Below are 21,362 nucleotides of genomic sequence, written 5' to 3'. Positions count from 1 at the left end.
CCGGCCCCTGCCGCGCCTGCGGCTGTCGTCGATCGACGCCGCCGAGATCGACCCGGACCTGTTCAGGCTGCTCGAGACCGAGCCGCGGCTGATGCCCTACCTGCACCTGTCCCTGCAAGCCGGCGACGACATGATCCTCAAGCGCATGAAGCGCCGTCACAGCCGGGCCGACGCCCTGAAGCTGGTGGCCAGCGTCCGGGCCGTGCGTCCCGACACCGCGTTCGGCGCCGACCTGATCGCCGGCTTCCCGACCGAGAGCGACGCGGCGTTCGAGAACACCCTGAAGCTGGTCGAGGAGGCGGGCCTGGCGTTCCTGCACGTCTTCCCCTACAGCGCCCGCCCGGGCACCCCGGCCGCGCGGATGCCGCCGGTCAAGGGGCCGGTGATCAAGGACCGCGCCCGGCGCCTGCGCGAGGCCGGCCAGGCTGGTCTCGAACGGCACCTGGACCGCCAGGTGGGCCGTATCCTTTCCGGCCTGGTCGAGCGCGACGGCGTGGCCCGGGCCGAGGACTTCACCGAGATCGCCTTCACCGGCCCCGCGCCGCAGGGCGAGATCGCCGCTTTCCGCGTCACCGGCCATGACGGCGCCCGGGTGATCGCCGAGCTCGCCGCCTGAGGATGGCGGCCCGTCGCCTGATCGCCGTCCTGGCCCTGGCCGCGTTGCCCTCGGCGCCGGCCCTGGCCCAGGACGTGCCGGTCATCCAGGTCGAGCCCGCCCAGCCGACCACGGTCCAGGCCCCGGCCACCGAGGATACCCCGCCGGCCGTCTTCATGCCGGTCGGCCCGATGCATCCGGTCGAACTCAGCGTCATGACCTACAATGTCGAGGGCCTGCCCTGGCCGGTGCGCGCGGGGCGGGGCTCGAAGCTGAAGGCCATCGGCCGTGAGCTGGCGGCGCTGCGCGAGAAGGGCGTCGAGCCCGACGTCGTCCTGCTGCAGGAGGGTTTCCGCGAGGAGACGGCCGACCTGATCGAACTCAGCGGCTATCCCTATGTCGCCCGGGGGCCCCGGAAGAAGCAGCGCGACGGCAACCCCTTCAGCAAGGACGACCGGCCGCGCTACAAGCGCGTGATGTACCGCCGCAAGGGCGAGGGCTGGGGCAAGTGGGGCTCCAGCGGCCTGTGGGTGCTGAGCAACTACCCGGTCAACTGGGTCAAGTCGCACGCCTATCGCTACTGCGCGGGCCTCGACTGCCTGGCCAACAAGGGGGTGATGCTGGTCAGCCTGCAGGTGCCGGGCCTGCCCACGCCGGTCGAGATCGCCGACACCCACCTGAACTCCAAGGGCGCCTCGGGCGTGCCGCGCAACCGCAACCGCATGGCCCACCACCTGCAGGCCGATGAGCTGAAGCGCTTCATGGAGGTCGACCGCACGCCCGGCGCGCCGCTGATCGTCGGCGGCGACTTCAATGTCATGCACGCCCCCGACCGCTACGACTACGTGATGGCCGACTATCCGTTCGAGGTGGTCAGCCAGGTCTGCAAGCAGATCCCCGACAGCTGCGACGCCAAGATCTCCGGCGACGGCGACGCGCCCTGGCTCGACACCCAGGACCTGATCGGCTTCAAGCACGGCGACCGGGTGTCGATCCGGCCGATCCGGGTGGAGGCGCGGTTCGACGGCTCGGTCACCGGCGGGCCGGTGCTGTCCGACCACGACGGCTATGAAGTGACCTTCCGCCTGACCCCGCTCCCCGTGACCAAGCCCTGAGGTTGCCGATGTCCGAGCCCCTGACCGGCGCCCCGTTGACCGGCGGATGCCAGTGCGGCGCGGTCCGCTTCCGGACCGGCGGCGAGATCGGCAGAGCCTCGATCTGCCATTGCCGCATGTGCCAGAAGGCCTTCGCCGGACCGTTCGGGGCGCTGGTCACCGTATCGGCGGCGGACCTGGTCTGGACGCGCGGCGCGCCGGCCCATTTCCAGAGTTCGGACCAGGTGCGGCGCGGCTTCTGCGCCGCCTGCGGCACGCCCCTGACCTTCGACTACGGCCCCGACGGGATCGACCTGGCGGTGTTCGCTTTCGACGATCCGTCCAAGGTCCAGCCGGTGGTGCAACTGGCCGTCGAGGGCCGCCCGGCCTGGATGGCGCACCTGGCCGACATGCCGGTGCGTCCGCCGTTGGGGCCGTCGGGACCGGTGGTTTCGAGGCAGCATCCGGATCACGACACCTGACGCTCGCGCCGGCTCAGTTTCCGCCTTCGACCCCGCCCCGCGCCCGCAACAGGTCGCCGACCCCCACGCCGTTCAGCCGGCAGCGGGCCACCACGCGGTCATAGGACTGCCGTCCCGCCCGGCAGGTCAGGTAGTGGCCATAGGTCAGGTCCTTGAGCATGGCCTTGGCGCGTGGGCCCGCGGCGCTGCGCAGTTCGGGCGCCGAGAAGTCGCCGAGGCGGACCTCGATCCAGGTGCGGGGGTCCGAGGTCGTGCTGACGCAGAGGCTGTCGCCGTCGCCGACATAGCGGACGACGCCCTCGAAGGTCGTCGAGGCGGGGGGCAACGGCGCCACGCAGGGGTCGGCCAGGGCTTTGACGGGCAGGGCGAGGGCAAGGCTCAGCAAGGCAAGGCGTAGCAGCATCATGGTCTCCCAGCTTGTGCCAGGGCGACCGTAACATTGCCTTATCTATTTGAATTTTCTCAAGAATTACTACTATATCGAGACTGGAGCCATCTTACTATCGCGGCGGGCGCATCAGGGTTTGGCCGTCGGGCGCGATCGGCTCGCGCCAGCTTCCGGCCACGACCCGAACCAAGCTGGCGTTCCCGAGTCGGGAACCATCTATTGTTCCCGGCCTGGGAATATGCTAAGAGTCCGCCCGTGAATGTCGTGACGAAGAGAATCTTGCAGGCGTTCTGGACAACCCACCCGAACGCCAGGGGGCCGCTGATCGCTTGGTACGATCACGCGAGAGCGGCTCAGTGGCGAACGCCGCAAGATATCAAGAACGACTTTCGCGGCGTCGATTTCGTCGGCGACAACCGGGTCATCTTCGACATCGGCGGCAACAACTATCGCTTGGTGGTGCGGGTTTCCTACACCTTCAAGCAGGTTCTGGTGAAGTTCGTCGGCACGCATGCGGAGTACGACAGGATCGATCCGGAGAATGTGTAATCGTCGTGGGCCACGCGCCCGTCACCTTCACGCCGGCATGATCGGCCGGAGGCCGTAATGGTACAGAATATCAGCATCATCCATGACGAGGCCGGGTACGCTTCGGCCTTGGCGGAATACGAATCCTATTTTGACCATGAGCCCGACGCCGGCGGTGACGGCGCCAATCGCTTCGAACTGCTGGGCCTGCTCCTGGCCAAGTACGAGGAAGACCATTTCCCGATGCCGGCGGCCAGTCCCGTGGAGGCGATCCGTTTCGCGATGGAACGCCAAGGGCTGAACCAATCCGATCTGGCGACCTTGCTGGCCTCTCGATCTCGCGCTTCCGAGATCTTGAATGGTCGGCGCGAACTCACCCTGCCGCAGATCCGGTTGTTGTCGAAGGCCTGGCGCATACCGGCCCAAGCCCTGATCGGCGAACAGGAGGTCGCCTGACGGGCGAGGTCAGGGTGTTGGTGGCCCATCCTCGTCGCGACCCGCGAGGTCCGTGAGACGTGAAATCAGCTCGGGCGGCACGAAGCCCGTGTTTCCGAGATATAGACCGCCAATCCGGATTCGTCGGGTCGTCAGGGGCGCTTCGACCGCCCAGAAGCGTCGCCGCAATTCGATCTCGAGATGGTAGGGCGCCATCCATCCCGCTTGTCGAATCCGGCGGACCTCTCGCCAAGGCGCCGTCTCGGCGCGGAAGGCCGGGTGAAAGATCAGGCCGTCGGTATTGGCCACGAGTATCGGCCGGCGGTCGAGCGCCCGCCACAGGGCGCCGAATCCTCGCGCGCCAAGCCAGACCGTGACCGCCGCCAGGAGGGCGCAGACGGCAACGACCTCGGAACTCGATTTCGACAGAAACGGTACCCGTACGCCGTCCGCAATCGGAGCGGCATCGGGGAAAATCAGGAAGTAGAGACAGCATCCCAGGGTAAGGACGGCCAGGGTCAGAGCGGTCGTGAGCACAAGGACGTCCAGGCCGGTTCTGGCTGGAACCAGGACTTCCGCGTCTTCGCTCATGCGTCCTCCTCGCCGCCCGCGAAGCCCGGCAGGCTCCAGCCGAGCTTGAGCGCGCAGGCCCGCAGGCCGAAGGCGGCGAAGAAGCCGGCGATCCCGGCCGGCCAGAAGGCGACGCCAAGCCCGGTCAGCAGCGCGAACACGCTCGCGCCCAGCAAGGCGGCGGTGATGTAGATCTCGCGGCGGAGCAGGATGCTGGGTTCCCCGGCCAGCACGTCGCGGATCACGCCGCCGAACGCGGTGGTCAGCACACCCATCACCACGGCCGTGAACGGATGGACGCCGAGGTTCAGCGCCTTGGCCGTGCCGACCACGGCGTAGGCGGCCATGCCCAGGGCGTCGAGCCACAGCAGGGCCCGGAACCGCCAGCCACGCTTGCCCAGCAGCCAGATGGCCAGGGCCGCCGTCAGGCAGGCCACGACATAGCCCGGCCGCTGGATCCAGAACACCGGCGCGCCGATCAGAAGGTCGCGCAGGGTGCCGCCGCCCACCCCGGTGATGGCGGCGAAGAAGCCGAAGGTGACGATGTCGTGCTTGCGATGCGCCGCCGCCAGCGCCCCGGTCGCGCCGAACACGGCGACGGCGGCATAATCCAGCCAGAACAGTGTGGTCGTTAGCGCGTCCATTGGCGTTTCATGCCACGGCCGATAGAGCCTGTCTCAGGCTCTATCTCTATAAAGTTGGAGCGTGGCGGGCGCCGAAACCGCTCACACTTTCGGCTGCCACGCTCTAAAGGAACGCCATGAGCGAAAAGCCCGAGCAGAAAAAAGGCTGGTTCCAGCGCCTGACGTCCGGCCTGGCCCGGTCGTCCCAACAGATGACCGAGCAGGTCACCGGCGCCTTCACCAAGAAACCGCTGGACCAGGAGCAGCTCGACCAGCTGGAAGAGATGCTGATCGAGGCCGACCTGGGCCCCACGATCGCCGCCCGCATCGCCGACGCCTTCGGCAAGGCGCGGTTCGGCAAGTCGTCGACCGAGACCGAGGTCAAGGAAGCCCTGGCCGAGCTGGTCGCCGCCGAGCTGGTCGACCGCGAGGGAACCTTCGACCCGCTGTCGGGACCTCGGCCCTATGTGGTGCTGTTCATCGGCGTCAACGGCTCGGGCAAGACCACCACATTGGGCAAGATCGCCTCCGACCTGACCGGCCGGAACGCCAAGGTGCTGATCGCCGCCGGCGACACCTTCCGCGCCGCCGCCGTCGAGCAGCTGAAGGTCTGGGCCGACCGGGCCGGGGCCGACTTCATGTCCAGGCCGCCCGGCGCCGACGCCGCCGCCCTGGCCTACGAGGCCGTGGAGCGCGCCAAGCTGGAAGGCCACGACGTGGTGCTGATCGACACCGCGGGCCGGCTGCAGAACAAGCAGGGCCTGATGGACGAGCTGCTCAAGGTCATCCGGGTGCTCAAGAAGGTCGATCCCGACGCGCCGCACGAGACCCTGCTGGTGCTGGACGCCACGGTCGGCCGCAACGCCCTGGCCCAGGAGAAGATCTTCGGCAACCAGGTCGGGGTTTCCGGCATCGTGATGACCAAGCTGGACGGCACGGCGCGCGGCGGGGTGCTGGTGCCCGTGGCCCGGGCCAGCGACAGCCCGATCAAGCTGATCGGGGTCGGCGAGGGCGTCGACGACCTGCAACCGTTCGACGCGCGCGCCTTCTCGCGCTCGCTGGTGGGACTCGAGGACTAAGCGATGACCGACACCCCGCCCCCCGAGACCGCCCCCGAAGCCGCCAGGAAGAAGAACGCCGCCTGGGTGCGCACCGCCGTCGACTACGGCGCGCCGATCGCCTTCGCCGTGGCCTTCTTCGCCACCAAGAACTTCCAGACCGCCACCTGGGTGCTGGTCGCCGCCTCGGCCCTGGCCCTGGTCCTGGGTTATCTGGTCGAGCGCCGGGTGGCCCTGTTGCCGCTGTTCTCCGGCGTCATGGCCCTGATCTTCGGGACCCTGGGCCTGGTGTTCCACAGCGACGTGTTCGTGAAGATCAAGGTGACGGTGGTCAACGCCGCCCTGGCGCTGTTCATGATCGGCGGGGTGCTGACCCATCGCGCGCCGCTCAAGGCCCTGATGGGCGAGGCCGTGCACCTGCCGGACGCCGCCTGGCGCACCCTGACCCTGCGCTATGGCGGCTATTTCGCCTTCGCCGCGGTCGCCAACGAGATCGTCCGCCTGACCCAGACCACCGACATGTGGGTCAAGTTCCGCATCGGCCTGCTGCCGCTGGCCATCCTGTTCTCGCTGAGCCAGGTGCCCTTCATGATGAAGCACATGGCCAAGGGCGACGAGGCCAAGACCCCGGAACCGCCGGACGCGGGGTTCTAGCCCTTTCCAACTGGCCGCCTACGGACCATCTGTCGTTAAACCGACGTGGAACCATGGTACGTGAAGGTCCGTCGGCGGAAACGAGGGACGACGGACCATGGCCAAGACCAAGGGCGACAAGGACAGGGCTGATCGGGGCGGGGTTCTGGACCGCTCGCCCAGCCATCTCCTGCACCGTGTGCTGCAACTGGCCCTCGACATCTATGTCGAGGAAAGCGGGACCGGCGGCGTCACCCAGCGGCAGTTCGCCGTGCTGGCCGCCGTGGCCGAGAACGAGGGCGTCACCCAGACGGGCCTGGTCCGCGCCACCGGCATCGACCGCTCGACCCTGGCCGACATGGTCGCCCGGATGATCTCCAAGGGCCACCTGGAGCGTCACCGATCCGACCTCGACGCCCGCGCCAACACCGTCAGCCTGACCGAAGCCGGCGCCACCGTGCTGGAGGAAAGCCGCCCCAAGGTGGCCATGGCCGACGCCCGCATCCTGGCCCTGCTCAAGCCCGGCAAGCGCGCCGGCTTCCTCGAACTGCTCGCCGAGATGGCGGCCTCCGACGTCCACGCCGCCGAGCCCGAGGCCAAGGCCAAGAAGCTGAAGGCGGCCAAGGCCCCGAAGGCCGAGAAGGCGCCCAAGAAGGACAAGAAGCCCAAGAAGGACAAGGCCGCCAAGAAGGCGGCCTGACGCCGCCCCTCAGCCAAAAAAGGACCCGGGGTTGGCGCCTCCACGCCCGCTCGCGTCCCTGCGCGACGCCCTTGCGAACGGCGCGGTGGGGTTCTAGGGAGCGCCATGAGCGATCTCCTGACGCCCACCCAGGTCGACCCGCTGGAGGCGGAGCAAGCCGCCGCCCTGGACCGCGACGGTTATCTCCTGTTGCGGGGCGCCGTGCCCGAGGCCTGGCGCGCCGCGCTGTGCGCCGCCTTCGACGCCGGCGTGGGGACCCCGGACCAGTGGGCCTCGCCCCGAGGCGTCGGCTGGCGGCACGCCCTGGTCGATCTCGATCCCACGGTGCAGCGGACCTGTCGCCTGCCACCCCTGCTGGCGGCGGCGGGGCGGATGCTGGGCGGTCCCTTCTTCCTCTGCCAGGTCGAGGGGCGCGAGCCGCTGCCGGGCGGCGGCCACCAAGCCCTGCATCGCGATGGCGCGGGCCTGAACGCCGTCGCCGCCCTGGTCTTCCTTGACCCCTACGGGCCGGACAACGGCGCCACCCGCGTGGTTCCGCGCCATCTCGACCGGGGCGAGCCGGACGAGGCCCTGTCCCTGGTCCTGGCGGGCGAGGCGGGGGACATCCTGGTGTTCGACGCCGACCTGCTGCACGGGGCGACCCGAAACCGCTCCGGCGCGCGGCGCCGCTCATTGCTGCTGAGCTTCATGCCGGAGCGCAATCGACCGGATGAGGACGCCTGTCGCGCCATCCGCGGCGTGCGCATGGACACCAGCGAGGTGTTCGTCCCGTGCGCGATCTCCTCCGACAGCGGCGAGGGAGGGGCGTGAAACCCTTAGGTCCTCGCTCGGCGGAGCTCTAATATCACCCCACGCCGATAGGGCGGCTCGGCGTGCTGGACATCCCCGGCGCGCGAGCGTCCTGGCAGGAACGCGCATGGCCAAGGGTCAGAAGAAGTCCAACAAGGAAGTCCGCAAACCGAAGGCCGACAAGAAGGCCGCGCCGGCCTCGGTTTCGCCGTTCATCGTCACGTCGGGCAAGAAGTAGGCCCTGAACGCCAAACCGCCCACCCCGCGTCAGCGGGATGGGCGGCTGGCGGTTTCAGCTAAACCGTGAGGTCTAGGCCGGCTGTTGCACGCCGGCTTCGTTCAGCCATTCGAGGATCTTGGCCTTGGGCATGGCGCCGACCTTCATCGAGGCCATCTGGCCGCCGCGGAACAGCATCATCGTCGGGATGCCGCGCACGCCGTAGCGCGACGGGGTCGTGGGGCTGTCCTCGATATTGACCTTGGCCACGGTGACGTGGTCGGCCAGTTCCTCGGAGATCTGCTCCAGGGCCGGGGCGATCTGCTTACAGGGACCGCACCACTCGGCCCAGAAGTCGACGAGGACGGGCTTGTCGGCTTGCAGAACGTCCTTTTCGAAGGACTCGTCGGTCACCACTACGGTGCTCATCAGGCAGCTCCATCTGGGCGCCCGGCGGCGAAAGCCTCGCCGGCGCGCGCAAGAAAAACAAAGGTTTGGGGATTCGCTCCCCGCTTGCAGCAAGATTTAGGGGGCCGGCGCCCCCTCGGCAATGATCTAGAACAGCCGGGCCAGGGCGGCGGCCATCACCTTTTCTGGAACCGCCATGAGTTTGGGACCATCCGTCCAGACGATCGCCGCCTCGATCGCGCGGCCCGGGAACACCTCGGCCAGCACGGCGGCATAGACCGCCATCTGCGACAGATAGGCCGGATCGGCGTCCTCGATGCGGGCCGGCGACGGGCGGTTGGTCTTGTAGTCGACCACCAGCACCCGCTGCGGCGTCACCACCAGCCGGTCGACCCGGCCGGAGATCGCCAGGCCCTGGGGCAGGCCCGCCGCGCCGCCGGCCACCGCGACCTCGGCCCGCGAGCCGGGGCCGAACACGCGCGCGAAGCGGTCGTCCTCCAGAACCCCGAAGGCGGCGGCGGCCATTTCCTGGCGCTGGTCGTCGGTCAGGTCGCGCTCGGCGGCCAGCAGGCGTCCGGCGGCCGTCCGGCGGCCTTCGGGTTCCAGGTCGGGCAGCAACTGCAGCAGCCGGTGGATGATCTCGCCGCGACGGTAGCGGCCCAGGCCCTCGATCACGGCCAGGGGCGAGGGCGCGCTGCCCCTGGCCTCGTCCTCCAGGGTCGAGGGCGCGGCGTAGCGGGCGGCGGGGGTCTCGGGCCTGGCCGGGGCCAGGGTCCAGGCCGGGGTCGGGACCGCGTCCGGGACGAGGCGCGGCGCCGGGGCCTCGGCCCGCAGCGGGTCGGGCCCGAAGCGCCGGCGGCCGCCATTGGCGAGTTCGTCGCCGATCTCGCGCACCCTCGGCTCGACGTCGGGATGGGCGAAGGCGGCCTGGGCGGCGGCGTACCAGCCGCCGACGTTCTCGTCCTTGGTGCGGGCGTCGATGCGGCCGCAGAGGATCAAACGATCTCGCGCTCGCGTCAGGGCCACGTAGTAGAGGCGCAGGGCCTCCTCGGCGTCCTTCTTCTCGCGGCGCTCGCGGGCTCGGGCCGAGGGCTCGCAGTCATTGGCCTTCGACGCGCACCACAGGAAGCCGCCCTCCTGGGTGGCCAGCAGCGGCGAGCCGCGCGCCCCGCCCTTCATGGTGGTCTCGGGCAGGAAGACGATCGGCGCTTCCAGGCCCTTGGCGCCGTGGGCGGTCATCACCCGCACCTCCCGGCGGGCGCCCTCCATCTCGCGCTTGACGACGATGTCGAGGCTGGCGAAGTCGGCGACCAGGGCCTCCAGGTCGCGCACCCCGCGCGCCTCGGCGGCCAGCACCTGGGCCAGGAACTCGTCCAGCGCCTCGGCCGCCTCCTCGCCCAGGCGGGTCAGCACCTTGGCGCGGTTGGAGCGCACGGTGTCGTCCACCCGGCCCAGCAGCAGGGCGTAGAACTCGAACGGCTGGCGGCGGCGGGCCTCGGCCAGGGCCCAGCGCAGCAGGGCGTGGGCGGCGGTCCAAGCGGGCTGTTCGGCGGCGCGCTGCTCCAGCGCCCGCCACAGCGTGGCCGGCCGGCCCCTGGCCAGGGCGTAGAGGTCGTCGTCCGACAGGCCGCAGAACGGGCTCTTCAGCAGGGCCGCCAGGGTCAGGTCGTCGTCGGGGAACAGGCAGAACCGGCCCAGGGCCAGCAGGTCGTCGAAGACGATATGGGCCGACAGGCTCAATCGGTCGGCGCCCGCCACCGGCACGCCGCGCCGCTTCAGGGCCCGCAGCACCTCCTCGAACAGCGCCTTGCGCCGTCGCACCAGCACGATGACGTCGCCGGGATGGGCTGGTCGCCAGACCCGGGTCTCCTTGTCGAACACCGCGTCGCCACGGGCGATCAGGGCCTGGATCTCGACGGCGATCTTCTCGGCCAGGCGGCGGTTGGCGCCGTGCTGGCTCTCGGCGTCCAGCGGCGCGTCCCAGGCCTCGCGCTCCTCGCCGGGCAGTTCGCGCTCCAGCGGCCACAGGTCGACGCAGCCCTTGTGCTCCACGCGGAACGGCTGGTGGCGGACCACGTCCTCGCCGGCCGGGGCCGGCACGCCCGAGCGGGTCTCCGGGGCCGAGAACAGGGCGTCGACGAAGCTCAGCACCTCCACCGTCGAACGGTAGGACATGGTCAGCGGCACGGCCTTGCCCACCCGGTCGGCGGCGATGATCTGGGCGATATAGGCCTGGGTCTCCGACAGCAGGCGCTGGGGATCGGCCCCCTGGAACGAATAGATCGACTGCTTCTCGTCGCCGACCACGAACAGGGTGCGGGTGTCCTCGCCCGCCCTCCACCGCGCCGCGCCCTCGCCGGCGAAGAAGTCCGAGGTCAGGGCCCGCAGGATCGCCCACTGGTCGGGGGCGGTGTCCTGGGCCTCGTCCAGCAGGATGTGGTCGATGCCGCCGTCCAGCTTGTAGAGCACCCAGGCCGCGTCGACCTTCTCGGTCAGCAGGATGCGGGTGCGGTCGATCAGGTCGGCGAAGTCGAGGGCGCCGCGGGCCGCCTTCTCCACCTGGTGCGAGGAAATGTAGAGGCCGGCCAGCCGCAGGGCGTCGCTGCTGTCCTCGGCCACCCGGGCGGCGCGCAGCCATTCGCGGGCCTCCTCCAGCCGCTCCTGCTCGGCCAGCAGGCGGGCGCGCAGGTCCTCGCGGGCCTTCAGGCCCGAGGTCTTGGCCGGCCAGGTCGCCGGTGTGCCCGCGCCCTTCTCGGTGAACAGCGCCGCCAGGGCCTGGTCGAGGTCGGCGTGCGGGTCGGCGGCCACCGCCAGCATCAGCCCGGCGCACTTGATGTCGGTCTTGGTGCCGTTCAGCAGCACGTCGGCGATCGAACGCCACAGGTCGCGGTCCAGCTCGGCCATGGCCTCGGCGGTCACGTCCTCGACGCTGCTGGCCCCGTAGTGGAAGCCGCAGACCTTCCAGACGTCGGCGATCGCGCCCGACAGACCGCCCTTGGCCGCCAGATAGGCCCCGATCGCCCCGCGCTGGGTCTCGAAGGTCGCGAACATCGCCTCGAACGACGCGAAGTCCAGCGCCACCGAGAACCGGGCATAGGCCTGGGCGAAGGCGTCGTCATGGTCGGTGACCCAGGTCGCCACCTGCCGCAGGGCGCCCTGGGCGATCGCGGCCGAGGCGCTGTCGTCCATCACCGTGAAGCCGGGCGACACCCCGGCTTCCAGCGGAAAGCGCCGCAGCAGCTTTTCGCAGAAGGCGTGGATGGTCTGGATCTTCAGGCCGCCCGGCGTCTCCAGCGCCTTGGCGAACAGGCCGCGGGCCCGCGACAGCTCGCCGTGGCTGAAGGTGGCCGGATCGCGGCCCTCCAGCTCGCCCACCCGGCGGCGCAGTTCGGTGTCGGGCGTGACGCACCATTCGCCCAGCCGCTCGAACAGCCGCCGCTGCATCTCGGCGGCGGCGGCCTTGGTGTAGGTGACGCAGAGGATGGCCTCGGGCGTCGAGCCGGCCAGCAGCAGGCGCGCGACCCGGTCGATCAGGGTCTTGGTCTTGCCCGAGCCGGCGTTGGCGGTGACGAAGGCCGAGATAGCCGGGTCGGCGGCGATGCGCTGGGGGTCGACGGTCATGGTCGCGGCGTCGGACATGATCAGGCCCTCCTCCTGTGGGGGAGGCGGCCCGAATGGGCCGGAGGGGGGAGTGATCCCACCTCGGCAGGTTCCCCCCACCGATCGCTGCGCGATCGCCTCCCCCACAGGGGGAGGACCTGTTGAATGGACAGGACGTGGCTCATTCTCCGCCCTCCCCGTCATCGCCGCTGGTCGACCATTCGAACACCCGCGCCAGGTGGCCATAGTCCCCGGCATGGTCGTGCACGAACTGCGGGGCCACCCGCGACAGATACGGCTGGGCGGGGTTGTCGTAGCGCTCGACCAGCTCCCGCAGGCCGTTCAGCGCCTTGATCGCCGCCTCCTGGCTGTCGACCCCGGCGGCGGCCCGCACCTCCTCGACGCCGGCGGGCTTGCGGCCTGTGACCCGCAGATAGGTCAGGTCGCCGGGCTCGCGCGGACCGATGTCCGGGAAACCGCCCTCGCGCAGGATGGCGGCGGTCAGGGTCAGCTGGGGCGAGAAGCCGGTCTCGACCTGCTTCTTCGACGGCGCGGCGCCGGTCTTGTAGTCGAGGATGTGGGCCAGGCCGTCGGCGGTCGGCTCGATGCGGTCGGCCTTGGCGGTGACGGTGAACGGCCGGCCACCGATGTCGAAGGTCAGGGACCCGGCGGCCTCCACGACGATGCGCTCGGCGCCCGCCCGGCGGCGGGTCTCCAGGTCGGCGACCCACAGCGCCGCCTCGCGGGCCAGGGCGCGCTCGCGGGCCAGGGCGGCGGGCGGCATGCCGGCGGCGACCAGTTCGGACAGGTAGAGCCCGGCGAAGATCTCGGCGGCGTCGGCCGGGACGGGTCCGGGATGTTGCTCGGCGAACTTCTCGAACGCCGCGTGGATCGCCGTGCCGCGCGCCCGGGCCTCGACCGGCTCGTCGGGACGGTCCAGCGGATAGAGCTTGAGGATGTCGCGGGCCCAGACGGCGTAGGGGTCGCGGGTCAGGGCCTCGACCCGGGTGACGGCCATCTTGCGCGGCCGGTCGGCGACCGGCGGGGCCGGGGCCGGGCGGGCGATCGGGGCGTAGGGGCCGGGCGCGTCGAGGTCGCGGGCCCAGGCCAGCACGTCCGGCCGCTCGGGCAGGGTCAGCCCCGCGCCGCGCGCCAGGGTGCGCAGCCGCCATAGCCAGCGGCTCTCGACGGCGGGCGCGCCGCCCCGGCGCTCGCTGTGGACCAGGATGACGTCGGGCGCGGCGGCGGCCTGGGCGAAGTCGTGGGCGGTCAGGCCGATGCGGCGCTCGGGCGGCGGCAGGCCCAGGCGCTCGCGCATCGGCCGCGACAGGAACGGGTCGATCGGCGCGTTCTTCGGCCAGATCCCCTCCTCCAGCCCCGCCAGGATCAGCCGGTCGGCCCGCACCATTCGCGCCTCGATCGCCCCGAAGATCCGCAGGCGCGGATGGGTGGCGCCGCCGACCCGCAGGGTCTCCTCGTTGACCAGCCGGTCGAGCAGGTCGGAAAAGCCGATCGCCGAGGCCGGCGGCAGGGCGACGCCGTCGGTGATCAGCGACGACAGCAGGCTGGCCAGGCTCTCGCCGGCCGAGCCGGCCCACAGGTCGCCAGGGGCGGCCAGGGCCTCCAGGCTCTCGACCAGGGCGCGGGCGGCGGCGGCCGGCGAGCCCTGGTCGTCGACATAGGGCGTGGCGGCCTGGCGGGCGGCGGCCAGCACGCGCAGGGCCAGGGCCTGGGCCTCGGGATGCTTGTCGAGCTTGCCCAACAGCTGGTCGGCGTCGCGCGGCGCGGGGCCGCGCAGGCCCTTCAGCTCCAGGTCGCGGGCGGCGAAGGCGTCGGCGCGCAGCAGCGGGTGCTTGGCCACGGCCAGCAGGCGCACCGGATCGAGCGGATCGATGGCCAGGGCGGCGACATGCTGGGCCAGGATCGCGGCCGGACTGGCGGCCAGGGGCGCGCCGGCCGAGCTGTCGGCGACCACGCCCCAGCGGGCCAGGCGGGCGCTGACCCGGCGGGCCAGCTCCTGGTCGGGGGTGACCAGGGCGGCGGTCAGGTCCGAGGTCTCCAGCGCCTCGCGCAGCAGCAGGGCGCAGGCGACGGCGGCCTCCTCCTCGGTGCGGGCGCTGATCAGCGACAGGCCCTTCAGGCCCTCGGCGATCGGGTCCAGGTCCGGGGCCTCGGCCCGCAGGCGGTCGATCTGGGCCAGCCAGTCGGCGGTGGCCTCGGCCGGGCGCAGGGCCTCGTTGATCAGCCGGCGACGCCAGCGGCCCCGGCTGTCGGCCTCGGGCCACCAGGGGCGGACGTCGGCGCGGGTGGCGCCGAAGCGGTCGAGCAGGCGCTTCATGGCGCCCTGCGGATGCTGTTCGCCGACCTGGGCCCAGGCGTCCTCGGCCAGGCCCTCGTCGAGGCCCGGCAGCACCACGGCGCCCTGCGGCAGGCCGGCGACCACGCCCAGCAGGCGGGCCGTCGCGGGGGCGGTGCCGGTCGAGCCGGCGGCGATCAGCACCCCTTGCGGCGGCTGGGTCGTCCATTGGTCCGAGAGGGCGTTGAGCAGCCGCACCCGGCGGTCGCTGACGTCGATCAGGCCCAGTTGGTCGAGGCGGACGGGCCAGGCGGCCAGGATCGCCTTCAGGAACCGCGCCGAGACCTGCCAGTGCTGGGCCAGGTCGCCTTCGGCGAGGCCGTCCAGGCGGCCGTGGTCGGTGATCACCTCCTCGATCTGGCAGCTGTCGAGGAATTCGGCCAGGGCCTTGGCCATCTCCAGGGCCTGGCCGGCCTGGGGCGTGAAGTCCAGCAGGTGGGCGTGGTCGGCGACCAGCCGGGCCAGTTCGAACCGGCGGCGGCGCGACGAGACGGCGGGCGGCACGTCGAGGCTGATCTCGCCCGGCTCGAACGGCGGCTCGCCCTCGTCCAGGTCGCCCAGCGGCCGGATCTGCGGCAGCAGCAGGGCCCTGCCGCCGCCCGCCGCCACGAAGGCGTCGGCCAGGGCCCGGGCCCCACGCCGGGTCGGGGTCAGGACGGTGGCGCGGGCCAGGGCCACGGGACCCAGCGGCGCCAGGGCGGTCAGCAGGCCGCGCGCCAGGTCCTCGACGAAAGGCCGATGGGCGGGGATCGAGAACCAGCGCGGCCCCGGCGTGTCGAAGGGGCCCGCCGCGCTCATGCCGGGCCGGTCCTGGCCAGCCGGGCCTCGGCGGCCGCCACCGCCCCGGGGTCACCGACATGCATCCAGAGGCCGTCCGGCGCGACGCCATGCACCCGATGCTCGGCGGCCAGGGCCTTCCAGATCGGCAGCAGCGAGAACGGGCCTTCGGGGCCGTCCGCGACCACGGCCGGCTTGCAGATGTGGACGCCGACATAGACCAGCGGCGCCGTCTCGCCCGGAACCTTGAACCGCACCGCGCCGTCGCCGCCCAGGAACACGTCGCCGCTGTCGTGGAAGCCCAGCGAAGCGGTGGTCGAGGCCAGCATCAGGCAGACGTCCATCCTGGCCGGGTCCCAGGCCCGGGCCACCGCGTCGACGGCCGAGCCGCCGTGCTCGATCCACACCGAGTCGATATTGGCCACCCAGATCGGATCGTCGCCCAGCAGCGGCAGGGCGTGCTTGACGCCGCCGCCGGTCTCCAGCGCCAGGGGGCGCTCGTCGGAGATGACGATGCGCGGGGCGAGGCCCTTGGCCTGCCGGGCGGCCAGATGCGCCTCCAGCCGGTCGGCGAAGTAGTGGACGTTGACCACGGCGGTCTCGACCCCGGCGGCGGCCAGGCGGTCCAGCATGTGGTCGATCAGCGCCTTGCCGCCGACCTCGACCAGGGCCTTGGGCCGGTCGTCGGTCAGCGGGCGCATGCGGGTGCCCAGGCCGGCGGCCAGCACCATGGCGATCCTGGGCGTATTTTGGGGCCCCGTCATCGGCGGGCCTCGGGCGGCACGTGCGTATCGAACCAGGCCTTGAGGTCCGCCATCGCCGGGTCTTCGAGGTTGCGCTCCAGATAGCGCCAGGTGCGCGGCATGAAGGCCTCGTACTGCGGGCGGCCCAGCAGGGACTGGCGGGCGAACACCCGGCCGAGGATCCGCGCGGCGTTGGAGGCGGCCAGGGCGCGGTAGTCGTGGATGAACGCCTCGCGATCGACCTCCGGCCGGGCGGCCAGGTAGCGGTCGAGCATGGCGGCCTCCAGCTCGGGCGACACGTCGCGGCGGGCGTCCTGCAGCAGGTGGGTCAGGTCCCAGGCCGGGTGGGCGCGCAGGGCGTCCTGGAAGTCCAGCAGGCCGACCCGGGCCACGCCGTCGCGGTCGGGCAGCCAGATCAGGTTCTGGGCGTGGTAGTCGCGGTGGGTGAAGACGCTGGCGCCGGCCTCGCCGCGCACCCAGACCGGGGCCCACAGGGCGTCCCAGTCGGCGATGGCGGCGTCGCTGAAGGCGGGGATGCCGGCGAACTTCGGCCACCATTCCAGGAAGGTGTCGGTGGCGATCTTCAGGGCCAGGGTGTCGTAGGTCAGCAGCGGCCAGGCGACGCCGTCCCCATTCCCGTCATTGGCGATCAGCACGTCCGGCGGGGTCTGGGCGTGGAGGGCGACCTGGACGTCGACGGCGGTCTCGTAGAGCAGGCGCTCGTCCTGACCGTCGGCGATCAGGGTGGCGTAGAGGCCGTCGCCCAGGTCCTCCAGCACGGCCAGGCCGGTCTCGACGTCGTGGGCCAGGACGCGGGGGGCCGACAGGCCGCGCCCGCGCAGATAGGCGGCGGTGGCGACAAAGGCGGCGACCGAGCCGGCGGCCAGTCGGGCGGCGGCGTTGTAGCCCAGGGCGACGCGCTCGGCGTGGCTGGCGTCCGGCGGACCGACCACGCTCTCCACGGCCGGCGGCTGGTCCATGAAGATGAAGCTTTCGGCCCCGCGATGCAGGCGCTCGTAGCTGCGGGTCGAGGCGTCGCCGCCCAGCGACTCGCGGCGGGCGTCGCCGAAACCGTGGCGGGCCAGGAAGGCCGCCTTCGCCGCTTCGCGGGCTGTTTTTGGGGCGGTTTCGCGATCAGAGCTCAAGCTTGCGTCCTTCGAAGGTCCCGTGGGCGGTCAGCACCGCCCGTCGCGCCTCGCCGTCTTCACCGGCGATGGGTGTGATGTCTATATCGAGTCGGTTGGCCGGCAGACGGCCCTGCAGCCGCTGTGGCCATTCGATCACCGCCGCCCCGTCCTCCAGAGCCTCCTCCAGGCCGATCTCGTAGGCCTCGTCCGGGTCGGTCACGCGGTAGAGGTCGAAATGGGCGACGGGAAAGTCGGGGCCGTCGTAGAACTGCACCAGGGTGAAGGTCGGGCTGGGCACCTCTTCGTCCGGCGTGGTCAGGGCGCGGACCATGGCCCGGGCCAGGGTCGACTTGCCGGCCCCCAGCGGGCCGGTCAGGCAGACGGCGTCGCCCGGCCGCAGGGCTCTGGACAAGGCCAGGCCCAGCCGCTGGGTGGCGGCCTCGTCGGGCAGGGAAACCTCGATCATCCGAACACCGCCTCGGGGTTGGCGGGCAGCACGCGCTCGACGAAGTGTTTCAGCGCCTCGGTGGCCACGGCGGCGTCGAGATCGAGCGCCTGGGCCGGGATCGGGCGGCCGACGGTCAGCGAGAAGCGGCGGCCGCGCTTGTTGAGCATTTCGTGGAACAGGGTGATGTCGCGCAACTCCTGGGCTCGGCGGTCGAACAGGTGAAACAGGGTCGACCAGGGGCCGGTCAAGTGCATCGGGACGATCGGCGCGCCGTACCAGCGGGCGATCGCGGCGGCCGAGGCCTGCCAGGGGCGGTCGGTCAGCCGGCCCTCGACCTGGATCGCCAGGCGGCCGGCCGGAAAGATCACCAGGGCCCGCTCGGCCTCCAGCGCCGCCTTGGTGCGTTGCAGGACCTGGCGGGTGTGGCCCAGGGTGCGCTTGGCCTCGACCCATTCGACCGGGATCAGCACGTCGTCGAGGCCGGGGCAGACCCGGTGGGCGTCGGCGTTGGCGTAGAACGTCAGGTCAGGCCGCCGCGCCTTGAGGGCGTCGTAGACGGCCACCCCGTCGGCGATGCCGGTCGGGTGGTTGCAGACGATCAGCACACGACCCTTGGCCGGCAGGTTCTCCAGGCCCTGGACCTCGACCTTCACGCTCAGCAGGTTGGAGACGTATTCCAGCGCCTCGCGGCCGGCCATTGGAGCGATGGCGTCGGCCATGGCCCGGGCCTTGCCGTAGCTGAGCAGGGCGTACAGCGGTCCGCGCGCCAGCGGCCAGGCCGGCGAGCCGCACAGCCGGGGCGCGCGCTCGGCGATCAGGGTGTCGATGATGTGGGGGCGGGCCGGCGCGCCCCGCGGATTGACCATGCGCCGACTCTAGAGAAGCCCGGCCCCGCTTCCAAGGCGAGCCCCGCGCGGTCGGCGGGAAATTTGACGTGGAGGCCGCGCCGTCCGAGGTTGGCGACCGGGCATTCAGGAGCGCTTCATGAAAAACCTCGGCCGCTGGCTGGTCCTCGCCGTCGTGATCGTCGCCATCGGGGCGGGGGTCTGGGCCTATTGGAACTTCGAGCTGCGCTGGCGGCCCAAGACCATCACCAGGAACCAGGCGGAGATCTCCAAGATTCTCGAGAGCTCGGGCTGGGTGTCGCCGGGCCTGGCCGGGCCCAGGCTCTACATGGTCAGTTTCCGCACCTGCCCCGACTGCGTGCGCTTCAAGCAGGAGGAATATCCGCGCCTGCACAAGGCCGGGGTCGACACCCGGCTGATCGAGATCGCCCGCGCCGACCGCAACGGCGTGCCCAAGTCCACCCCGGCCGAACGGGCGACCGTGGCTGAGCTGTGGGTCAACCGCGACTGGGCGCTGTCGGAGCGCTGGGACGCCACGCCGGTCGAGGCCTGGACGGCGGCGGGCCTCCATCCCGCCGACGGCGACGTGGCCCGCACGGCGGTGATCGAGGCCGGCCGCAAGACCGTCGAGGACCTGCGGCCGCTGCTCAAGGCCAACGGGGTGAACTTCGCCTATCCGCTGCTGGTCTGGTGGAGCAAGGACGGCAAGATGAAGGCCTGCGCCTGCGAGCGGCGGGAGACCTACAGGTTCGTGCGGAAGGACCTGGGGATCTAGAGGGGCCGGTTGCTGATCTCGTTCTTGCGGGCCCGGCGGGTCTTGCGGCCGTGCTGGTGGTCGAGGTCGGCGTTGCGCGGCGTCGCGCCGGCGTCGAGTTCCAGGTTGTCGCCGGCGTCATAGAGCGCCGCGGTCGCGCCTTCGGGCGCGAGGTCTGAAGGGATCGGTCGGTCTTGGGGCTGGGCCATGGCGGTCTCCTGGTGTTCCTGAGGAAAACGAACCCGGCTCCGGCCACGTTCCGCTTTTCCTGAACGCCGCCGCGCGCTAACCCCGTTCGCGATGCCTACATCCGTCCGCACCGCCTATCGTCAGCGCCTGGCCCAGGGCGAGATCAAGCCCGACGCCGCCCAGGCCGCCGCCGTCGACGCCCTGTCGCGGCTGGAGGCCGATCTCGACAACGCCGGCGAGCCGGGCTTCTCGCTGTTCGGGCGCAAGCCCAAGGGCAAGAAGGGGGTCTATCTGTGGGGCCCGGTGGGGCGCGGCAAGTCGATGCTGATGGACCTGTTCTTCGACAGCGCCCCGGTCGACCGGAAGCGCCGCGCCCACTTCCACGCCTTCATGGCCGAGGTCCACGGCCATATCGACGCCTGGCGCAAGGGCGACGCGGCCGAGCGCAAGGCGCGGTTCGGTCAGCACAAGGGCGACGACCCGATCGCCCCGACCGCCGACCTGATCGCCAGCCAGGCCCGGCTGCTGTGCTTCGACGAGCTGCAGGTCACCGACATCGCCGACGCGATGATCCTGGGCCGGCTGTTCGAGGCGCTGTTCGCGCAAGGGGTCACCCTGGTGGCCACCTCCAACCGCCCGCCCGACGACCTCTACAAGGACGGCCTCAACCGCCAGCTCTTCACGCCCTTCATCGCCATGCTGAAGGAGAGGATGGACGTGGTGGCGGTGCGCGGCCCGGTCGACTTCCGCCTGGACCGGCTGCGGGCCGCCCGCACCTGGCTGTCGCCGGACGACAAGACGAACGCCGCCGCGTTCGACGCCCTGTGGGCCGACATGCTGGACGGGGCCGAGGAGACCGGGGCCACCGTGGAAGTCCTGGGCCGCAAGATGCGCTTCCCGCGCGCCGCCGGCGGCCTGCTGCGGGCCTCGTTCGCCAGCCTGTGCCAGCAGGCCCTGGGCCCGCAGGACTACCTGGCGATCGCCGCGCGCTTCCACACCCTGTTCCTCGAGGACGTGCCGCTGCTCACCCCCGACCGGCGCGACGCGGCCAAGCGGTTCAACACCCTGATCGACTCGCTCTACGAAGCCGACGCCAAGCTGGTGGCCCTGGCCGACGGCGAGCCCGAGACCCTGTATCCGGCTGGCGACGGGTCGTTCGAGTTCGAGCGCACGGTGTCGCGCCTGCAGGAAATGCGTTCGGCCGACTACGTGGCTCGGGTGAGGGATTAGGAGCGTGAGAATGAGCGTAAAAGACCGCGTCCGTGTCCAGGAGACACGGCTGCTCTCCGACAACTGGTACGTCCTGAAGACGACCACCTTCGACTGGAAGCGACGGGACGGGACCTGGCAGACCCAGCATCGCGAGCACTACGATCGTGGGAACGGGGCGGTGCTATTGCCCTACAACCTGGCCCATCGCACCGTGCTGCTGGTCAAGCAGTTCCGCTATCCCGCCTTCGTGAACGGTTACGACGACCTGCTGATCGAGGCGGCCGCCGGCCTGCTGGACGACGCCGAACCGGAAACGCGCATCCGGGCGGAGGTCGAGGAGGAGTTGGGCTATCGCCTCGGCGCGGTGACGCCGGTCTTCCAGGCCTTCATGAGCCCGGGTTCGGTGACGGAGGTCCTGCACTTCTTCGTCGCCGAGTACGACGCCTCGATGCGGATCGGCGATGGCGGCGGCCATCCGGACGAGGGCGAGGACATCGAGGTGCTGGAGCTGTCCATCGACGAGGCCCTGGCCATGGTCGCCGACGGCCGCATCCGCGACGCCAAGACCATCATGCTGCTGCAGCACGCGGCGTTGAATTTGTTTCGAGGTTAGTGAGCGGCCTAATGATCCCTCTCTCTCTTAGAGAGAGGGAGGGACCCGCCGCGAAGCGGTGGGAGGGTGAGAGGTTACACCCTCTCCGAGCGAAGCACGGCCAGGATGTCGTCCGCCGTTCCGCCCGGATCGGCAAGGACCCGCGCGTTGCGAAACCTCACCACGATGTATCCGAACA

General features: G+C 71.1%; 25 protein-coding genes. 13 read left to right on the top strand and 12 right to left on the bottom strand.

All coding sequences use genetic code 11. The features are described 5' to 3' along the window. The 3 genes from PMI01_RS15055 to PMI01_RS15045 all read left to right on the top strand — a co-directional run. Window positions 1-616: radical SAM protein (locus PMI01_RS15055; RefSeq protein WP_007670360.1), on the top strand; the 616-nt coding region annotated here is incomplete at its 5' end. Between the two features lie 2 nt (window positions 617-618). After that, window positions 619-1,710, top strand: coding sequence for an endonuclease/exonuclease/phosphatase family protein (locus PMI01_RS15050; protein ID WP_007670357.1), 1,092 nt, complete (start codon window positions 619-621; stop codon window positions 1,708-1,710). 8 nt (window positions 1,711-1,718) lie between these two features. Further along, complete coding sequence (locus tag PMI01_RS15045) at window positions 1,719-2,171, top strand: GFA family protein (RefSeq protein ID WP_007670355.1); 453 nt, start codon at window positions 1,719-1,721, stop codon at window positions 2,169-2,171. A gap of 13 nt (window positions 2,172-2,184) precedes the next feature. Here the strand turns inward: PMI01_RS15045 and PMI01_RS15040 are convergent, their stop codons facing one another. Continuing rightward, a complete protein-coding gene (locus PMI01_RS15040) occupies window positions 2,185-2,574 on the bottom strand; it encodes a thermonuclease family protein (protein ID WP_007670353.1) in 390 nt (129 codons plus the stop codon). A gap of 264 nt (window positions 2,575-2,838) precedes the next feature. Between PMI01_RS15040 and PMI01_RS15035 the strand changes: the two genes are divergently transcribed. Continuing rightward, window positions 2,839-3,108 (top strand): type II toxin-antitoxin system HigB family toxin, encoded by a 270-nt coding sequence (locus tag PMI01_RS15035; RefSeq protein ID WP_238537066.1) that lies wholly within the window; start codon window positions 2,839-2,841, stop codon window positions 3,106-3,108. A 108-nt stretch (window positions 3,109-3,216) separates the two neighbouring features. Continuing rightward, window positions 3,217-3,543 (top strand): helix-turn-helix domain-containing protein, encoded by a 327-nt coding sequence (locus PMI01_RS15030; protein WP_238537065.1) that lies wholly within the window; start codon window positions 3,217-3,219, stop codon window positions 3,541-3,543. 9 nt (window positions 3,544-3,552) lie between these two features. Here PMI01_RS15030 and PMI01_RS15025 read toward each other — a convergent pair whose 3' ends face one another. Together PMI01_RS15025 and PMI01_RS15020 are read right to left on the bottom strand one after the other, a co-directional pair. Further along, window positions 3,553-4,113, bottom strand: a complete 561-nt coding sequence (locus PMI01_RS15025) for a hypothetical protein (protein WP_007670343.1) — start codon at window positions 4,111-4,113, stop codon at window positions 3,553-3,555. Continuing rightward, window positions 4,110-4,736, bottom strand: coding sequence for a trimeric intracellular cation channel family protein (locus PMI01_RS15020; protein WP_007670337.1), 627 nt, complete (start codon window positions 4,734-4,736; stop codon window positions 4,110-4,112). The genes PMI01_RS15025 and PMI01_RS15020 overlap by 4 nt, the downstream gene beginning before the upstream one ends. Before the next feature lie 116 nt (window positions 4,737-4,852). Here PMI01_RS15020 and ftsY point away from each other — a divergent pair, with 116 nt between their 5' ends. The 5 genes from ftsY (at window position 4,853) to PMI01_RS26725 (ending at window position 8,133) form a co-directional block, all read left to right on the top strand. Then, a complete protein-coding gene (ftsY, locus tag PMI01_RS15015) occupies window positions 4,853-5,794 on the top strand; it encodes a signal recognition particle-docking protein FtsY (RefSeq protein ID WP_007670335.1) in 942 nt (313 codons plus the stop codon). Between the two features lie 3 nt (window positions 5,795-5,797). Continuing rightward, window positions 5,798-6,427 carry an inner membrane-spanning protein YciB gene (locus PMI01_RS15010; RefSeq protein WP_007670333.1) on the top strand — a complete coding sequence of 210 codons (630 nt, stop codon included), beginning with the start codon at window positions 5,798-5,800 and terminating at the stop codon, window positions 6,425-6,427. 97 nt (window positions 6,428-6,524) lie between these two features. Next, a complete protein-coding gene (locus PMI01_RS15005) occupies window positions 6,525-7,106 on the top strand; it encodes a MarR family winged helix-turn-helix transcriptional regulator (RefSeq protein WP_007670326.1) in 582 nt (193 codons plus the stop codon). Window positions 7,107-7,211: 105 nt separating this feature from the next. Beyond that, window positions 7,212-7,916: a phytanoyl-CoA dioxygenase family protein gene (locus tag PMI01_RS15000; RefSeq protein ID WP_007670324.1), complete on the top strand. Its 705-nt coding sequence runs from the start codon at window positions 7,212-7,214 to the stop codon at window positions 7,914-7,916. A 106-nt stretch (window positions 7,917-8,022) separates the two neighbouring features. Continuing rightward, window positions 8,023-8,133 carry a hypothetical protein gene (locus PMI01_RS26725; RefSeq protein ID WP_007670323.1) on the top strand — a complete coding sequence of 37 codons (111 nt, stop codon included), beginning with the start codon at window positions 8,023-8,025 and terminating at the stop codon, window positions 8,131-8,133. A gap of 72 nt (window positions 8,134-8,205) precedes the next feature. Here the strand turns inward: PMI01_RS26725 and trxA are convergent, their stop codons facing one another. From trxA to PMI01_RS14965, 7 genes are all read right to left on the bottom strand, one after another. Then, entirely contained in the window at window positions 8,206-8,541 is a 336-nt protein-coding gene (trxA, locus tag PMI01_RS14995; protein WP_007670322.1) for a thioredoxin, read from the bottom strand. A gap of 126 nt (window positions 8,542-8,667) precedes the next feature. Further along, the gene (gene addA / locus PMI01_RS14990; protein ID WP_007670321.1) at window positions 8,668-12,159 is read right to left on the bottom strand and encodes a double-strand break repair helicase AddA; all 3,492 of its coding nucleotides are present in this window, start codon (window positions 12,157-12,159) and stop codon (window positions 8,668-8,670) included. 142 nt (window positions 12,160-12,301) lie between these two features. After that, window positions 12,302-15,274, bottom strand: coding sequence for a double-strand break repair protein AddB (addB, locus tag PMI01_RS14985; RefSeq protein ID WP_007670319.1), 2,973 nt, complete (start codon window positions 15,272-15,274; stop codon window positions 12,302-12,304). After that, window positions 15,271-16,017 (bottom strand): N-acetylmuramate alpha-1-phosphate uridylyltransferase MurU, encoded by a 747-nt coding sequence (gene murU, locus PMI01_RS14980; protein ID WP_035036412.1) that lies wholly within the window; start codon window positions 16,015-16,017, stop codon window positions 15,271-15,273. Before murU ends, addB begins: the two co-directional genes overlap by 4 nt. Further along, window positions 16,014-17,141: an N-acetylmuramate/N-acetylglucosamine kinase AmgK gene (gene amgK, locus PMI01_RS14975; RefSeq protein ID WP_007670308.1), complete on the bottom strand. Its 1,128-nt coding sequence runs from the start codon at window positions 17,139-17,141 to the stop codon at window positions 16,014-16,016. The genes murU and amgK overlap by 4 nt, the downstream gene beginning before the upstream one ends. Then, window positions 17,131-17,589: a tRNA (adenosine(37)-N6)-threonylcarbamoyltransferase complex ATPase subunit type 1 TsaE gene (gene tsaE, locus PMI01_RS14970; protein WP_007670305.1), complete on the bottom strand. Its 459-nt coding sequence runs from the start codon at window positions 17,587-17,589 to the stop codon at window positions 17,131-17,133. Before tsaE ends, amgK begins: the two co-directional genes overlap by 11 nt. After that, window positions 17,586-18,437: a 1-acyl-sn-glycerol-3-phosphate acyltransferase gene (locus tag PMI01_RS14965; protein ID WP_007670302.1), complete on the bottom strand. Its 852-nt coding sequence runs from the start codon at window positions 18,435-18,437 to the stop codon at window positions 17,586-17,588. Before PMI01_RS14965 ends, tsaE begins: the two co-directional genes overlap by 4 nt. Before the next feature lie 118 nt (window positions 18,438-18,555). On the opposite strand from PMI01_RS14965, the gene PMI01_RS14960 reads away from it, so the two are divergent. After that, the gene (locus PMI01_RS14960; protein WP_007670298.1) at window positions 18,556-19,191 is read left to right on the top strand and encodes a hypothetical protein; all 636 of its coding nucleotides are present in this window, start codon (window positions 18,556-18,558) and stop codon (window positions 19,189-19,191) included. On the opposite strand, the gene PMI01_RS14955 is transcribed toward PMI01_RS14960, so the two are convergent. Next, window positions 19,188-19,379, bottom strand: coding sequence for a hypothetical protein (locus PMI01_RS14955; RefSeq protein ID WP_007670291.1), 192 nt, complete (start codon window positions 19,377-19,379; stop codon window positions 19,188-19,190). The genes PMI01_RS14960 and PMI01_RS14955 overlap by 4 nt on opposite strands. Before the next feature lie 91 nt (window positions 19,380-19,470). Between PMI01_RS14955 and zapE the strand changes: the two genes are divergently transcribed. Together zapE and PMI01_RS14945 are read left to right on the top strand one after the other, a co-directional pair. Further along, window positions 19,471-20,589 carry a cell division protein ZapE gene (zapE, locus tag PMI01_RS14950; protein ID WP_007670290.1) on the top strand — a complete coding sequence of 373 codons (1,119 nt, stop codon included), beginning with the start codon at window positions 19,471-19,473 and terminating at the stop codon, window positions 20,587-20,589. Window positions 20,590-20,599: 10 nt separating this feature from the next. Further along, window positions 20,600-21,184, top strand: coding sequence for an NUDIX domain-containing protein (locus PMI01_RS14945; protein ID WP_007670287.1), 585 nt, complete (start codon window positions 20,600-20,602; stop codon window positions 21,182-21,184). A gap of 74 nt (window positions 21,185-21,258) precedes the next feature. On the opposite strand, the gene PMI01_RS14940 is transcribed toward PMI01_RS14945, so the two are convergent. Continuing rightward, window positions 21,259-21,362: DUF559 domain-containing protein (locus PMI01_RS14940; protein WP_007670284.1), on the bottom strand; the 104-nt coding region annotated here is incomplete at its 5' end.

The organism is Caulobacter sp. AP07, from assembly GCF_000281955.1.
Lineage (GTDB): Bacteria > Pseudomonadota > Alphaproteobacteria > Caulobacterales > Caulobacteraceae > Caulobacter.
This window is presented reverse-complemented; position numbering and strand designations above follow the sequence as displayed.

Coding starts and splice junctions, on each gene's coding strand:
- PMI01_RS15000 (WP_007670324.1), top strand. CDS start 7,212: ATGAGCGATCTCCTGACGCCCACCCAGGTCGACCCGCTGGAGGCGGAG.
- trxA (WP_007670322.1), bottom strand. CDS start 8,541: ATGAGCACCGTAGTGGTGACCGACGAGTCCTTCGAAAAGGACGTTCTG.
- tsaE (WP_007670305.1), bottom strand. CDS start 17,589: ATGATCGAGGTTTCCCTGCCCGACGAGGCCGCCACCCAGCGGCTGGGC.
- PMI01_RS26725 (WP_007670323.1), top strand. CDS start 8,023: ATGGCCAAGGGTCAGAAGAAGTCCAACAAGGAAGTCCGCAAACCGAAG.
- murU (WP_035036412.1), bottom strand. CDS start 16,017: ATGACGGGGCCCCAAAATACGCCCAGGATCGCCATGGTGCTGGCCGCC.
- PMI01_RS15020 (WP_007670337.1), bottom strand. CDS start 4,736: ATGGACGCGCTAACGACCACACTGTTCTGGCTGGATTATGCCGCCGTC.
- PMI01_RS14955 (WP_007670291.1), bottom strand. CDS start 19,379: ATGGCCCAGCCCCAAGACCGACCGATCCCTTCAGACCTCGCGCCCGAA.
- PMI01_RS14945 (WP_007670287.1), top strand. CDS start 20,600: ATGAGCGTAAAAGACCGCGTCCGTGTCCAGGAGACACGGCTGCTCTCC.
- PMI01_RS15010 (WP_007670333.1), top strand. CDS start 5,798: ATGACCGACACCCCGCCCCCCGAGACCGCCCCCGAAGCCGCCAGGAAG.
- PMI01_RS15025 (WP_007670343.1), bottom strand. CDS start 4,113: ATGAGCGAAGACGCGGAAGTCCTGGTTCCAGCCAGAACCGGCCTGGAC.
- PMI01_RS15045 (WP_007670355.1), top strand. CDS start 1,719: ATGTCCGAGCCCCTGACCGGCGCCCCGTTGACCGGCGGATGCCAGTGC.
- addB (WP_007670319.1), bottom strand. CDS start 15,274: ATGAGCGCGGCGGGCCCCTTCGACACGCCGGGGCCGCGCTGGTTCTCG.
- PMI01_RS15040 (WP_007670353.1), bottom strand. CDS start 2,574: ATGCTGCTACGCCTTGCCTTGCTGAGCCTTGCCCTCGCCCTGCCCGTC.
- PMI01_RS14960 (WP_007670298.1), top strand. CDS start 18,556: ATGAAAAACCTCGGCCGCTGGCTGGTCCTCGCCGTCGTGATCGTCGCC.
- addA (WP_007670321.1), bottom strand. CDS start 12,159: ATGTCCGACGCCGCGACCATGACCGTCGACCCCCAGCGCATCGCCGCC.
- PMI01_RS14965 (WP_007670302.1), bottom strand. CDS start 18,437: ATGGTCAATCCGCGGGGCGCGCCGGCCCGCCCCCACATCATCGACACC.
- PMI01_RS15005 (WP_007670326.1), top strand. CDS start 6,525: ATGGCCAAGACCAAGGGCGACAAGGACAGGGCTGATCGGGGCGGGGTT.
- ftsY (WP_007670335.1), top strand. CDS start 4,853: ATGAGCGAAAAGCCCGAGCAGAAAAAAGGCTGGTTCCAGCGCCTGACG.
- PMI01_RS15050 (WP_007670357.1), top strand. CDS start 619: ATGGCGGCCCGTCGCCTGATCGCCGTCCTGGCCCTGGCCGCGTTGCCC.
- zapE (WP_007670290.1), top strand. CDS start 19,471: ATGCCTACATCCGTCCGCACCGCCTATCGTCAGCGCCTGGCCCAGGGC.